General features: G+C 69.1%; 15 protein-coding genes. 9 read left to right on the top strand and 6 right to left on the bottom strand.

Annotated features, from left to right (window positions below):
* Window positions 1-106 precede the first annotated feature (106 nt).
* Window positions 107-1,204, top strand: a complete 1,098-nt coding sequence (locus tag ACFWN2_RS19695) for a sugar ABC transporter substrate-binding protein (RefSeq protein ID WP_382429132.1) — start codon at window positions 107-109, stop codon at window positions 1,202-1,204.
* A gap of 18 nt (window positions 1,205-1,222) precedes the next feature.
* Here the strand turns inward: ACFWN2_RS19695 and ACFWN2_RS19690 are convergent, their stop codons facing one another.
* The gene (locus ACFWN2_RS19690) at window positions 1,223-1,990 is read right to left on the bottom strand and encodes a hypothetical protein (protein ID WP_382429130.1); all 768 of its coding nucleotides are present in this window, start codon (window positions 1,988-1,990) and stop codon (window positions 1,223-1,225) included.
* A 12-nt stretch (window positions 1,991-2,002) separates the two neighbouring features.
* Entirely contained in the window at window positions 2,003-2,218 is a 216-nt protein-coding gene (locus tag ACFWN2_RS19685) for a hypothetical protein (protein WP_382429128.1), read from the bottom strand.
* A gap of 238 nt (window positions 2,219-2,456) precedes the next feature.
* Here ACFWN2_RS19685 and ACFWN2_RS19680 point away from each other — a divergent pair, with 238 nt between their 5' ends.
* The 5 genes from ACFWN2_RS19680 (at window position 2,457) to ACFWN2_RS19660 (ending at window position 5,910) form a co-directional block, all read left to right on the top strand.
* Window positions 2,457-2,663 carry a cold-shock protein gene (locus ACFWN2_RS19680; RefSeq protein WP_030468404.1) on the top strand — a complete coding sequence of 69 codons (207 nt, stop codon included), beginning with the start codon at window positions 2,457-2,459 and terminating at the stop codon, window positions 2,661-2,663.
* 110 nt (window positions 2,664-2,773) lie between these two features.
* Window positions 2,774-3,652: a glutamate ABC transporter substrate-binding protein gene (locus ACFWN2_RS19675; protein WP_382429126.1), complete on the top strand. Its 879-nt coding sequence runs from the start codon at window positions 2,774-2,776 to the stop codon at window positions 3,650-3,652.
* Window positions 3,649-4,263 (top strand): amino acid ABC transporter permease, encoded by a 615-nt coding sequence (locus ACFWN2_RS19670; protein WP_382429124.1) that lies wholly within the window; start codon window positions 3,649-3,651, stop codon window positions 4,261-4,263. Before ACFWN2_RS19675 ends, ACFWN2_RS19670 begins: the two co-directional genes overlap by 4 nt.
* Window positions 4,263-5,030 carry an amino acid ABC transporter permease gene (locus tag ACFWN2_RS19665; RefSeq protein WP_382429122.1) on the top strand — a complete coding sequence of 256 codons (768 nt, stop codon included), beginning with the start codon at window positions 4,263-4,265 and terminating at the stop codon, window positions 5,028-5,030. Before ACFWN2_RS19670 ends, ACFWN2_RS19665 begins: the two co-directional genes overlap by 1 nt.
* Entirely contained in the window at window positions 5,011-5,910 is a 900-nt protein-coding gene (locus tag ACFWN2_RS19660; RefSeq protein WP_382429120.1) for an asparaginase, read from the top strand. Before ACFWN2_RS19665 ends, ACFWN2_RS19660 begins: the two co-directional genes overlap by 20 nt.
* Here ACFWN2_RS19660 and ACFWN2_RS19655 read toward each other — a convergent pair.
* Window positions 5,907-6,347, bottom strand: a complete 441-nt coding sequence (locus tag ACFWN2_RS19655; RefSeq protein WP_382429118.1) for an ester cyclase — start codon at window positions 6,345-6,347, stop codon at window positions 5,907-5,909. The two genes, ACFWN2_RS19660 and ACFWN2_RS19655, sit on opposite strands and share 4 nt — an antisense overlap.
* A 68-nt stretch (window positions 6,348-6,415) precedes the next feature.
* Between ACFWN2_RS19655 and ACFWN2_RS19650 the strand changes: the two genes are divergently transcribed.
* Window positions 6,416-7,042: a TetR/AcrR family transcriptional regulator C-terminal domain-containing protein gene (locus ACFWN2_RS19650; RefSeq protein WP_382429116.1), complete on the top strand. Its 627-nt coding sequence runs from the start codon at window positions 6,416-6,418 to the stop codon at window positions 7,040-7,042.
* Here ACFWN2_RS19650 and ACFWN2_RS19645 read toward each other — a convergent pair.
* A complete protein-coding gene (locus ACFWN2_RS19645) occupies window positions 7,039-8,721 on the bottom strand; it encodes an acyl-CoA dehydrogenase (protein ID WP_382429114.1) in 1,683 nt (560 codons plus the stop codon). The genes ACFWN2_RS19650 and ACFWN2_RS19645 overlap by 4 nt on opposite strands.
* A gap of 147 nt (window positions 8,722-8,868) precedes the next feature.
* Between ACFWN2_RS19645 and ACFWN2_RS19640 the strand changes: the two genes are divergently transcribed.
* Together ACFWN2_RS19640 and ACFWN2_RS19635 are read left to right on the top strand one after the other, a co-directional pair.
* Window positions 8,869-9,948 carry a WD40/YVTN/BNR-like repeat-containing protein gene (locus ACFWN2_RS19640; RefSeq protein ID WP_382429112.1) on the top strand — a complete coding sequence of 360 codons (1,080 nt, stop codon included), beginning with the start codon at window positions 8,869-8,871 and terminating at the stop codon, window positions 9,946-9,948.
* The gene (locus ACFWN2_RS19635; protein ID WP_382429110.1) at window positions 9,945-10,229 is read left to right on the top strand and encodes a MoaD/ThiS family protein; all 285 of its coding nucleotides are present in this window, start codon (window positions 9,945-9,947) and stop codon (window positions 10,227-10,229) included. The genes ACFWN2_RS19640 and ACFWN2_RS19635 overlap by 4 nt, the downstream gene beginning before the upstream one ends.
* 228 nt (window positions 10,230-10,457) lie before the next feature.
* On the opposite strand, the gene ACFWN2_RS19630 is transcribed toward ACFWN2_RS19635, so the two are convergent.
* Together ACFWN2_RS19630 and ACFWN2_RS19625 are read right to left on the bottom strand one after the other, a co-directional pair.
* Window positions 10,458-11,423 carry a zinc-binding dehydrogenase gene (locus ACFWN2_RS19630; protein ID WP_382429108.1) on the bottom strand — a complete coding sequence of 322 codons (966 nt, stop codon included), beginning with the start codon at window positions 11,421-11,423 and terminating at the stop codon, window positions 10,458-10,460.
* Between the two features lie 72 nt (window positions 11,424-11,495).
* On the bottom strand, window positions 11,496-12,962 hold the full coding sequence (locus tag ACFWN2_RS19625) for an aromatic amino acid ammonia-lyase (RefSeq protein ID WP_382429106.1): 1,467 nt from the start codon (window positions 12,960-12,962) through the stop codon (window positions 11,496-11,498).
* Between the last annotated feature and the right edge of the window lie 5 nt (window positions 12,963-12,967).

Below are 12,967 nucleotides of genomic sequence, written 5' to 3'. Positions count from 1 at the left end.
TCAGCGCCTTTCGTACGGAATCGAACTGTAGCCGATCGGAAGCGGAGCGTGATGTTATGAGAAGAAATCTTGACTTAACAAGATTCAAGGACTGGACTCCGCGTTTATGCGAAGACGGGTAATGGCATCGTCGGCGTGCCTGCTCTTTCTCCTGACTGCCTGTGGTGACGCTGGTCAGGGCTCTCCGACGCTGCCTACGCGCGGTCCCAAACCAATCGTCGGGGTAATCCTTCCCGACCGAACGACATCCGCGCGTTGGGAAGAGCAAGATCGCCCCCTGCTCACGCAGGCGTTCAACTACGCGGACATCGAACCGTTCATGGAGAACGCCGAGGGTGACGAGGCGAAGTTCGCGCAGATCGCCGACGAGATGATCCGCCGCAAGGTGAAGGTCATGATGATCACGCCCTTGTCGGCGGCGGGCGGCATCGCGGTGCAGAAGAAGGCGAAGGCGGCGGGCATCCCCGTCATCGACTACGACCGCGTGACGCTCGGCGGCCAGGCGGAGTACCACGTCGGCTTCGACAGCGTGAACGTCGGCCAGCTGCAGGCGGACGGCCTGCTCGGCTGCCTCGGCGAGAAGCCGGGGGCCCAGATCATCGAGATCCAGGGCGCGCCGACGGACCACAACGCCACGCTCTTCGCCCAGGGACAGAAGACGAGGCTCGCCCCGAAGTACGACAGCGGCGCTCTCAAGCTCGTGAAGACGCAGCCTGTCGCCGACTGGGACAACGACCTCGGCGGCAAGCTGTTCGAGCAGATCCTGGGCGAGAACGGCGGCAAGGTCGACGGCGTGGTCGCGGCCAACGACGGTCTTGCCGGAGCGGTCATCGGCGTGCTCAAGAAGAAGAACATCCGGGTTCCGGTCACCGGCCAGGACGCCACTGTGGAGGGTCTGCGCGCCGTGCTGGCGGGCGACCAGTGCATCACCGTCTACAAGCCGGTGCGCGACGAGGCCGAGGCCGCGGCCCGGCTGGCCATCGCCATCGCGCGCGGAGACCTGGAGGGTGCCGACGACCTCGCCACCGGCAACCTCAGGGACCCCGTCTCGCGGCGCGACATGAAGTCGGTGCTGCTCGGCGCGACGCTGATCAAGAAGGACACCGTCCGGTCGCTGGTGACCGAGGGCATCATCAAGCCGGCGGAGCTGTGCGCCGGCGAACTGGCCCCGGTCTGCGCCCAGCAGGACATCGTCGGAGGCTAGGAACCTCGCTCGGACCCGTCACGGCCTGTCTTGATCAGGCAGGTCGTGACGCCCCGAGATGAACTCCTGCACGGCGATCTTCGCCCGGATGATCGGCTGGCGGATCCGCGCCTCCCGGCGGTACGCGCGGCTCAGCTTCCGCGAGCCCTCCGGGTAACGCCAGCGCGCCCACGGTGAGCCGGGGCGTGCGAGCCGCACGGCGCCCACGGCGGGCACCACCGGCACGAGCAGGCCGAGCAGACCGGTCCAGATCTTGCCCTTGAGCAGCGCCACGATCGCGAAGCACAGGTTCACGCCGATGGCGATCACCCTGAGCGTGAACGTGGACGCCGGCGTCGTCTCCGGGTTGAGCGACAGCACCTCGTCGTAGCCGAACGGGCGCGCGCCCAGCAGGAACGTGCCGGTGAGGCCCACGGCGAGGAACACGGCGTCCACGGACAGCCGGCCCGCCTTCGTCCAGTACACGTCCCTCAGGTGCAGGATCAGCGCGAACTCGTCCAGCACCAGCGCCGCGCCCACCCCGAGCCCGGCCGCGGCGGCCAGCCTCGCGCCGTGCAGGTCGTCCGGGATGACGAGGCTCGTGACGCTCGACAGGAGCAGCAGCACCGTGCCGAACACGACGTGGTGCACGTGCGTGTCACCGGCCACGATGTTGCCCGGCCACCACCGCACCTTCGCCCTGATCATGCGCACGCTGATGCGGATGAACACGAACGTGGTCACCAAGCCGATGAAGAAGAAGAGCAGTCGTTCGCTGCCGGTCAAAGCCACGGCCCCCTGGGTCAACGACCCTCCAGGTTACCGGCCGTCCGGCAGGTTCATGTTGTTCACGTTCCCGATCTGGAACAGGGTGCCGTGCACGTCGCCGTGCACCGTGTTGACGACGGACCGGCGACCCTCGCCGCGGCTCTTCCGCTGGCCGCTCGGCAGGTGCTTCACGACGAACGCGGACAGGCCGCCGAGGACCGGCGGGGCGACGCTGACCGTGATCGACATCGTCGTCAGCTCGGACACGAGAACCTCCGCGCGCTCATCCAGGATCTCAAGGTAGCAGCGAAATCGATGGCTCGACTGGGGGCGGGGAGCCGTGGTTGACTGTCTGCGGTCGTACGTTTCGTGTTCGTGGAATCACCCCGCTCGCGGAACGAGGTTGCGAGCGTGCGGGTTCTCCAGGTTCCGGAGTACACGCTGCTGTGACTTGACCCGGTGGTCGCGAGCGCGATCCGGCACCTGTTAGAGGAGAAGTAGCAAGATGGCAGTACAGGGCACCGTCAAGTGGTTCAACGCGGAGAAGGGCTTCGGCTTCATCTCCCCCGACAACGGTGGCGCCGACGTGTTCGTCCACTACTCCGAGATCCAGATGAACGGCTACAAGGCTCTCGAGGAGAACCAGCGGGTCGAGTTCGAGATCGGTCAGGGCCAGAAGGGCCCGCAGGCCCAGGGCGTTCGCGCCGTCTGAGTCTGACTGGTCAGCACATCTGATCTGACACCAAAGCCGTCTGTCCTGTATCGGACAGGCGGCTTTGTTGCGTCTTGTGCGGGGTTCGGCACGATCAGTAGCTTCTGTCCATGGGGAGACTGTTCGTAGCCGCTCTGTTGCTCTTCGTGGCCGGGTGCTCCGGCGGTTCCGACGCCGTGCCGGGAGCGGGCAAGATCGACGCGCTGCTCGCCAAGGCACCCGTTTATGCAGGTCAGGTGACTCCTGGCTCCGCTGTCGACCGCATCAGGAAGCGTGGCGAACTGCTGATCGGCGGCTCCCAGGACGCCCCGCTGCTCTCGCAGCTCGACCCCGTCAGCGGCGAGCTCACCGGCTTCGACGCCTACCTGGGCAAGCTGCTCGCGCACTACATCGTCGGCAAGCCCTCGACGGAGCTGTTGTCCGCCACCTCGGAGACCCGCGAACCGTTGCTGGCCAACGGGACGGTCGACGTGATCATCCAGACCTACACGATCACGCCCGCCCGCCGGGAGCGCGTGGCGTTCGCCGGTCCGTACTACCAGTCTGGGCAGTCCATCGCGGTCCGCAAGGGCACCACCGGCATCGCGAAACCCGCCGACCTGGCCGGGAAGACCGTGATCGTCGGCGCGAACACCCCTGGTGTGAAGGCGGTTCAGGAAGCGGCGCCCACCGCGAAGATCGTCGAGTTCGGCTCCGACCCCGAGTGCGTGACGGCGTTGAAGCAGGGCCGTGGCGAGGCCTACGTGCAGGACCAGGCGATCCTGGTGGCCGACGCGTCCAAGGACAGCGAGCTGGAGCTCGTCGGCGAGCCGTTCACCGAGGACCCGTACGGCATCGGCATCAGGCACGGCGACGCCGAGTTCACGAAGTTCGTGAACGACTGGCTGCGCGAGATCGGCGAGTCGGGGCTGTGGCAGGAGGTCTGGAAGCAGACGATCGGCACCGTGGTCACCGGCGACGCGCCGGCGCCACCCGCGATCGCCTCATGAGCCTGGTCCTCGAAGGCTTCCTGAACACCGTCGCCCTGACCCTGCTGTCGTTCGCCGGCGCTTTGCTCGTCGGGCTGGTGGTGGCCGTGCTGAGGATCGTTCCCGTGCCGCTGCTGCGGGCCGCCGGCGCGGTCTACGTCGAGGTGTGGCGGAACGTCCCGCTGCTCGCGTGGCTGGTGCTGTTCGTGTTCGGGCTGCCCGAGGTGGGCGTGACGATGCCGTTGTTCTGGACCGCTTTCACGGCGATCGCCCTGTACGAGGCGGCTTTCGTGGCGGAGGCGCTGCGGTCGGGCGTGAGCTCCGTGGCGTCCGGGCAGGGCGAGGCCGCGCGGGCGCTGGGGCTGTCGCCGCGCCAGTCGTTGCGGCACGTGATCCTGCCGCAGGCGTCCAGGCGGGTCGTGCAGCCGCTGGCGAACATCGCGATCGCGTTGACGATGGCCACGGCGCTGGCCGGTGTGGTCGGCGTGGTGGACATGACCCGTGCGGCGCAACGGATCAACCTGGAGCTCGCGCAGCCGTTGCTGGTCTTCACGGGCGTGGGGCTCTGCTACCTGGTGATGGCGGCCGGGATCGGGTTCGGGGCGCGGGTGCTGGAACGGCGGTTCGCCTGATGTTCGACGCTCCCGGCCCCCGGTTCCGCCGGCGGGTCTTCTGGGTCTCGGTGGTGTCCGGCCTGGTGCTGCTCGGGTTCGTGGCGCTGGGGTTGCGGCAGTTCGCGCTGAACGGGCAGCTGGATCCCGCGCGGTGGAGGCCCTACCTGACCTGGCCCGTCTGGCGTTATCTGCTCGACGGGCTGTGGTCGACGGTGCTGGCGGCGGTCGCGACGGGCGTGCTGGCCGCGGCGGGCGGGTTGGTGCTCGCGTTGCGGCCCAACCGGTTCACGCGTGCGTATGCCGAGGTCATGCGCACGGTTCCGGTGCTGCTGCTCGTGTACGTGATGCTGTTCGTGCTGCCGTCGTTCGGCGTGAACCTGCCGTTGTTCTGGAAGCTCGTGGTGCCGCTGGCGTTGTCGCACGCGGCGTCCTACGCGGTGATCTTCCGCGCGGGGGTGGACTCGGTCGACCCCGGGCAGCGCGAGGCCGGGCTCTCGCTCGGCATGCCGGACGGGGTGGTGACGCGGTTCGTGGTGCTGCCACAGGCCGTGCGGCACATGACGCCGTTGCTCGTCACGCAGGCCGTGAGTCTGTTGAAGGACACCTCGCTGGGGTATGTCGTGTCCTACACGGAGTTGTTGTTCAACGGCCGTGTGCTCGCCAACTACAACGGTCTGCTGATCCAGACCTTCGTCGTCGTCGCGTTCGTCTACCTCGTGGTCAACCTGGCGCTGTCCAGGCTGGCCCACCGGCTGGAGGCCACCCGTGCCCGCACTGCTCGCTGAGGTGACCCGGTCGGGGTTCGTGGAGAGCCTGCACCACGGCAGCGTCGTGGGCCTGCTGCCGTCGGGTGAGGTGGGTGTGTCTCTCGGCGCGGTGGGGGATCCGGTGCTGCCCCGGTCGTGCATGAAACCGTTCCAGGCGCTGGCGTGCCTGACGGCGGGAGCGCCGTTGACCGGTCCCGCGCTGGCGATCGCGGCCGGGTCGCACACGGGGGAGGACCGGCACGTCGAGCTGGTGTCGCGGCTGCTCGGTGAGGTGCCGGCGGACTCGTTGCGGTGCCCTGCCTCCTGGCCTGAGGACGAGGAGACGCGCCAACGTCTTGATGAGCCTTCTCGGATCCGGATGAACTGCTCCGGCAAGCACGCGGCGATGCTGGCCGCGTGTGTGGTGGCGGGATGGCCTGTCGAGACCTATCTGGAGCCGTCGCATCCGTTGCAGCGGTTGGTGAGGCGCACGGTGGAGGAATTGTCCTCCGAGTCCGTTGTGCACACTGCGATCGACGGATGTGGTGCGCCCGTGTACGGGTTGTCGTTGCACGGCTTGGCGCGCGCGATGCAGGGGTTGGTGCACACGCCCGTTGCCGGTGCCATGAGTGAGTTTCCCGAGTACGTCGGTGGAACCGGACACGTGAACACCCTGGTCATGCAGCGGTTGCCGGGAGTGGTGGCGAAGGGCGGCGCGGAGGGTGTGCTGGTGCTCGCGACCACCGCCGGGCACGCCGTCGCGGTGAAGGTGCTCGACGGGAATCCCCGTGCCACCACGGCGGTCGGGCTCACGGCGCTGGCGGCGATGGGGTTCGACGTGTCGCCCGCGGAGGAGTTGCTGTCCGTGCCGGTGCTCGGGGGCGGGCAGGTCGTCGGAGAGGTGCGGGTGGTGTTCTAGAACTTCTCGGGGACGTCGAGCATGCCGAGCTGGGACATCACGGTCGCCGTGTCGCCGTAGACCCGTTCGCAGACCAGGACGTCCTTGTCGAACAGGAAGAAACCGACCATCCTCACCTTGAACGACCGTCCGGTAACTTCTTCACCGATGAGACTGCCGAGGTGAGTGCCCTCCAGCTCGAACTCGAGGATCACGGCGTCGTCCGCGTGGTGGACGTCCATGACCTTGTTGCGCTGGTCGGGAAAGGCCGCGCGGGTGCGTTGCCAGTAGCCGCGCACCGCGTCCACGCCCTCGAAGACCTGGCCGGACGCCATGATCTCGTAGCGGGGGTGCGGAAACGTGTTCAGAGAGGTGTCGAAGTCGTGTTCGTTCTGCGACTCCATGTGCTCCAAGACGATCGCTTCACGCAGCGCTCTGAGCGCCTTGGACTCGGTCATTCCGGCCGACCTTCCTACGTACGCCGTACGTCGCAGGGAAGCTACTCCACGTCACGTGGTCTTCGCCAGTGTCATCCCGTGAACCGCTGACCCGCGCCCGCATCGTGGATGCGGCGGTGCGGTTGATCGAGCGCGAAGGTGTCGAGGCCGTCTCGATGAGACGTCTCGCCGCCGAGCTCGGCGCGGGCACGATGTCGTTGTACAACCACGTGCCGAACAAGGCGGTGCTGGTCGACCTGGCGGCCGAGCGGATCATGGGACAGGCGCGTCCGTACCAGGTGGACAGCGACGACTGGCGCGACCACATCCGGGCGCACGCCCGTGCGGTGCGGGAACTGGCGCGGCGCCACCCGCGCGCGTTCGTGATGCTGGCGACGCGGCGGCTCAGCAGCGAGGCGGGGTTCCGGACGATCGAGGCGGCGCTGATGAACTTCGACCGCGCGGGGTTCCGGGGCAAGATCGCCGTCGGGATGATGCGGGCGATGGTGTCGTACCTGCTGGGCACGCTGATGCGGGAGGTCGCGACGTCACCGGAGCTCGGCGGGATCGCGTTGTCGCCCTACGAGGACGTCGACGTGTCGGCGTTCCCGCTGTCCGCAGGCGTGATGGACGAGCTGGGGACCTACGACCACGACCATGAGTTCGAGTTCGGGCTCGAACTCATGATCGCGGCGTTGGAGCGCTACCAGGACTAGGGGCGCATCTCGTACTGGCCGGAGAGCGCTTCCACCTGCTGCCAGACGGCGTCGAAGCGGGCCTGGTCGACGTGCGGCTTGCGGATCTGCCCCACGGCCCACTGCTGCTGGGCCTCGGTGCTGCTCGCCTTGCCGTGCAGGGCGGTCGCGTAGCCGGCGAAGTCGCGGACCAGGACGTCGAAGATCTGGTCGAGCACGTTCTGGTCGGTTCCGGTGATCTTCGCCTGCTCCAGGACCAGCTGGCCGTAGACGACCAGCGTGAAGAGGTGGCCCAGGTTCAGCAGGAAGTCGAGGTCCTTCTGCTGGGCCTCGTCCGGGGCGGCCTTCGTGAGCAGGGCCTTGATGGCGCTCGCCTGCTCGTGGAACAGCTTCACGTTGGGCAGGTGGGCGTGCTCGGCGTAGACCGGTTCCCAGTCGTGGAACTGGATCTTGCCGAGGCCGCGTGCCGGGCCCTGGCGCCAGAAGAAGTCGTCGTCCGTCGCGTCGTGGCGGGTCGGGACCTCGTCGTACTGCGCGGGGTTGAAGAGGTAGTTCGGCATGAACTTGAGCACCAGGGCCAGGTTCACGTGCACGGTGCCCTCAAGCTTGGGCAGCGCGCGGATGTCGGCCGTGGCGCGGGTGAAGTAGGTGTCCTTCTCGAAACCCTTGGCGGCGATGACGTCCCAGAGCAAGTCGATGACGTTCTCGCCCTCGCTCGTCACCTTCATCTTGGTGATGGGGTTGAAGAGGAGGTAGCGGCGGTCGTTCTCGTTCGCGCTGCGGAAGTAGTCGACGCTGCGGTCCGCGAAGAGCTTCATGGCGGTGAGGCGCGCGTAGGCGTCCACGAAGTTCTGGCGCACGTGTGGGAAGTCCGTGACCGGGTTGCCGTAGAGGATCCGGTTGTGGGCGTGGGTGATCGCCTCGTAGAAGGAGTGCTCGCAGATGCCGATGCTGGCGGTGCAGAGGTTGAACTTGCCGACGTTGACGGTGTTGAGCGCCGCTGAGAACGCGTCGGTGCCGCGGTGCAGGACGTCGGCGTCGGTGAGGGGGTAGTCGTTGAGGCGGAACTCGCTGACGAACATCTGGCTGTCGACGACGTTCTTGACGAGCTCGAAGCTCTCGTGCTGACTGTCGACCGCGAAGAAGAGGTACTCGTCGCCGATCTTGCCGAAGACGCTGACCATGCCGGCGACGTTGCCGTTGCCGATGTAGTACTTGCTGCCGTTGGCGCGGTAGCCGTCGTCGGTCTTCGTCACGATCATGTCGGTGCTGTAGACGTCGGCGCCGTGCTCCTTCTCGGAGAGGCCGAACGCGAAGACCGCGCCGGAGTCGAGCAGGGCCGCCGCCTTCTGCTTGGCCTCCTCGTTGCCGCTCATCCAGATGGGACCGAGGCCGAGGACCGTGACCTGCCAGGCGTACCAGTACTGCAGGCCGTAGAAGCCGAGGACCTCGCTGAACGCGGCGTTGCGGGCGGCGTCCCAGCGCTTGGTGCCGTCGACGCCGCTCGGCGTGCAGAAGGTGGCGAAGAGCTTCTCGCGCTTCACGAAGTCGAGGAACTCGGTGTACCAGACCTTGTCCTGCGCGTCCGCGATGAGCTGCCGCTTGCCGCGGGCCTCGAACCAGTCGACGGTCGCCCTGAGCAGGCGGCGCGTCTCCTCGTCGAGGTGGGCGGGGTCGTAGTGGTTCGGGTCGAGCAGCACTGTGCGCCTCCTTGCGTCTCTGCTCTCGGACGCTACCAGTGAGTAACTTGCGGGTCTACGTGGGGTTTCTCGCCACCTCAGAAATTGTCAGACCCCCGGCGTAACGTGCTCCGCATCACATCTTCTGAGTCTGGAGGCTGCGTTGCGATGACGGTGGTCGTGGCGATCGGTACGCGCAAGGGGCTGTGGCTCGCCCGCAGTGAGGATCGTGTCTCGTGGCAGGTCGACGGCCCGCACCACGCGATGCAGGAGGTGTACGCGGTCGCGTTCGACACGCGTGCCGGCGTCCGCCTGCTGGCCGGCGTGGCGTCACCGCACTTCGGTCCCGGCGTGTCCATTTCGGGCGATCTCGGGGTGAGCTGGGAGGAGTCCTCCTCGCCGCCGATCGCGTTCCCGGTGGAGGACGCCGCCCTGGAGCGCGTCTGGCAGCTCCAGCCCGCACCGGCATCGCAGCCCGGCGTCGTCTGGGCGGGCACTCAACCGTCGGCGCTGTTCAAGTCCTCGGACGGCGGCCGCTCGTTCGAGTTCGTCGAAGGCCTCTGGAACCACCCGCACCGCCCGGAGTGGGAGGCGGGCTTCGGCGGCCAGGCCGTGCACACGATCGTGCCCGACCCGGTCGACCCCGACAGGATGCTGGTGGCGATGTCGACCGGCGGCGTCTACCGCACCGCCGACGGCGGCAAGTCCTGGGAAGCCCGCAACAAGGGCATCAAGGCGTACTTCTTCCCGGACCCGTGGCCGGAGTTCGGCCAGTGCGTCCACAAGGTCGCGCAACACCCGGCCTCGCCGTCGCGCTTCTACGCCCAGAACCACCACGGCGTCTACCGCAGCGACGACGGAGGCGACACCTGGCAGTCCATAGCCGAGGGCCTGCCCACCGACTTCGGCTTCGCGATGGTCGTCCACCCCCACGACCCGGACACGATCTTCACGTTCCCGATCGAGGCAGACGGCCGCCGCTTCCCACCAGAGGGCAAGTGCCGCGTCTACCGCTCGCGCGACGCGGGCGACACCTGGCAGTCCCTCGGCGCGGGCCTACCGGACGACTTCTGGACGGCAGTGATGCGCGACGCCATGTGCACCGACAACGCCGAAGTCCCCGGCGTCTACTTCGGCTCCCGCTCAGGCGAGGTCTACGCCAGCCCGGACGAGGGCGAGACCTGGCACCGGGTCGCCGCCCACCTCCCGGACGTGATGTCGGTGCGAGCGGCGGTGATCCCGACGTGAAGGTGACGGTCCTGATCCCAGGCGTGCTGCGCTCGGCCGTGGACGGCGCCACCCACCTGGACGTGGACGTCCCGGACCCGGCCACCTTGGGCGCGGCCCTGGACGTGCTGGCGGACACCTACCCGGGCCTCGACCGCCGCCTGCGCGACGAACGGGCAAGCCTGCGCCGCTACGTGAACTTCTACGTCAACGGCGAGGAGTGCCGCCGCCTGTCGGGCCCGGACACGCCGCTGCCGGCAGGAGCGGAGATCCAGATCCTGCCGAGCGTGGCGGGAGGGTGAGCGGGCCGGTGCGCCGCACGGGGACGGCGGCGCACCCCCGGCCGCAGCGGTGGATGGCCTCGGCCACGGTGGTGGGAGGCCTTCGCCGCCCGCCGCTGCTCTCGCCGCACGCCGTCGTCATCGCCGCCGTCGCCTGGCCGCCTGCCGCCCCGACTGCCGCCCCCGCCTCTCGCCGCCTGCCGCCCGCCACCCTCAACCCCACCGCACCCCTGCCCGCCGCACCCGCGCTCACACCACCAGCAGCGACTTGCCGAGCGTCGCCCGCTCCTCCAGCGACCGATGCGCCCTCTCCGCCTCCTCCAACGGATAGCTCGCACTGATCACCGGCCGGATCCGCCCCCGCACCACCAACTCAAGCGCCTCGGCGAGCAGCTCCCGCACCACAGCCATGTCGGGCGCGCCGTCCGCCAGCACGTCGTCCACGTGCACCCGCCGCCGCGCCGCCTCCTCCAGATCAACCTCGGCGAGCCCGTCCGAAGAGCCGTAGGTGACGAAGCGGCCGCCCTCGGACACGAGGTCGAACGTCGCCCGGCCCAGAGCTCCACCAGCCCCGTCGAACGCCAGCCCGAGGCCGCCCGTCGCCTCGCGGACCTGGTCCTGCCAGCCGGGAAGCGAGTAGTCGACGGCGAGTTCCGCGCCCAGTTCGCGGACCAGCGCGAGCTTCCGCTCGCCCCGCACCGCGCCGATGACCCGTGCGCCGGCGTTGCGCAGGAGTTGCACCAGCAGCGTTCCGGCGCCGCCCGCCGCGGCTGCCACGAGAACCCACGAGTCCTTCTCCACCTGCACGCGACGCGCCAGCAACAGCGCGGTCACGCCGTCGTGCACCATCGCGGCGGCCTCGGCCGAGCCCAGGTCGTCCGGCACCGCGACGAGCCCCTCGACCGGGAAGACGGCCTGCTCGGCGTAGGCGCCCGTGGCGGCACTGCGGGACGCGACGCGCCTGCCCAGCCACGACGGGTCGACGCCGGTGCCGATGGAGATCACCCGGCCCGCGCCGCCCTGGCCGGGCACGTAGGGCAGCGTCAGCGGGAAGTACTCGCCGCCCCAGCCGCCGCGCAGCAGTGCGTGCAGGAGGATCACGTCCACGACCTCCAGGCCCACCACGACCTCGCCTGGGCCCGCCGCCGGAGCGGGAACCTCCTGCACGCGGAGCACCGAAGGTCCGCCGAACTCGTGCACGCGGACAGCACGCATCGCAGTCACATCCCCACCTCGATCAACCTGGTGGTCCGGACCGTAGGAGCTCCAGCAAAGTGGAGGTCAAGCTCAGCAGGCGGCGAAGTCGTCCAGCAGGCCCGAGGCCACCTCCACGTCCGGGCTCAGCTGCCGGTCGGACATCTCCGGGTTGAGCTTCGCCTCGGCGGCCTCGAAGGCCGCCCGCAGCGACGGGGTCACGGGCGTGATGCCGCGCAGTCGCAGTGCGCGGACGGCGGCCACCACCTCGCACGCGAGCACCAGGCGGAACGCGCCGAGCGAGCGGAGGGCCTGGGACGCGGACTGGAACGCGAAGCTCGAGTTCTCCTCCTGGCCGCGCGACACCACGGCGTTGCCGATGCTCGCGGGCTCGGCGAGGGTGCGGACCTCCGCCAGTGCCGAGTTGGCGCTGTACTCGAGGATCATCACGCCCGAGCTGCCGGGCACGCCCTCCGCGAGGAACGGGCGCAGGCCGGTGAAGTTCGGTTCGACCAGTGTCGCGAGGCGGGCGGTCGAGATGTGGCCGGTGTGCAGCATCGCGAGCCGCAGCCGGTCCAGGGCCTGGCCGAGGTACGCGCTGTGGAAGGCGCCGTGGTGGTACGCGGCGTCGTCCTCCGGTCCGAAGTGGTCGGCGACGATCAGCGGGTTCTCGGCGGCCGCGTTGAACTCGACGTCGAGCACGCGGGCGAGGTCCGTGGCCGCGTCGACGGCCGGGCCGTGGATCTGGGGGAAGCAGCGGTAGCCGAACGGGTCCTGGATGCGGGCGGCCGCCCTCGGCGGGTCGCCGATCAGGCGGCGCATCTCGGCGGCGACCGCCAGCTGGCCGGGGTGCGGGCGGCCGAGGTGGACGCGTTCGTCGTAGGCCTCGACGGCCCCGTCCACGGCGAGGAACGACAGCGCGGCCACGACGTGGGTGGCCTTCAGGAGCTGGTGCGCGTCCTTCCAGGCCAGGCCCGCCATGCCGATGGTCAGGGCGTTGCTGCTGATCAACGCCAGCGCGTCGCCCGAGTCGAGCTCGATCGGGTCCGGTGTCTGCGTGGAGCCGAGCCAGTAGCGCTCGCCGAGCAGGGTCAGGCCCGTCTCGGCCAGCGCGGTGAGGTCGCCCGTGCCGATGGCGCCGTACTCGTGCACGCCGGGGTAGCAGCTGCTGTTCAGGGCGGCGAGCAGCGCGTCGGCCACGGCTCTGCGCACGCCGGCTCCGCCCGCGAGGAGCTGGTTGAGGCGCACGGCCATCATGGCCCGCACCTGTTCCTCGGGGAGCATGCCGCCCAGTCCGCCCGCGTGGCTGCGCAGCAGGCGCAGGCCGTGCTGGGCCCACCCCTCGGTGCTGATGATCTGGTCGCGGTTCGCGCCGACGCCGGTCGTGCGGCCGTACACCTGTCGTCGCACCACAAGTCGCTGACTGGCGCCCCACGACGCTTCGAGCCGTGCGAGGCCGTCAGCGTGAAGGGCCACCGGCGCGTGATACCGCGCGACGCGCACCACGTCGTCGGCGCTGAGGGACTGACCGTCCAGCACGACAGGGGAGTCTTCGACCATGGCAC

The organism is Lentzea sp. NPDC058436 (assembly GCF_042721515.1).
Lineage (GTDB): Bacteria > Actinomycetota > Actinomycetes > Mycobacteriales > Pseudonocardiaceae > Lentzea.
This window is presented reverse-complemented; position numbering and strand designations above follow the sequence as displayed.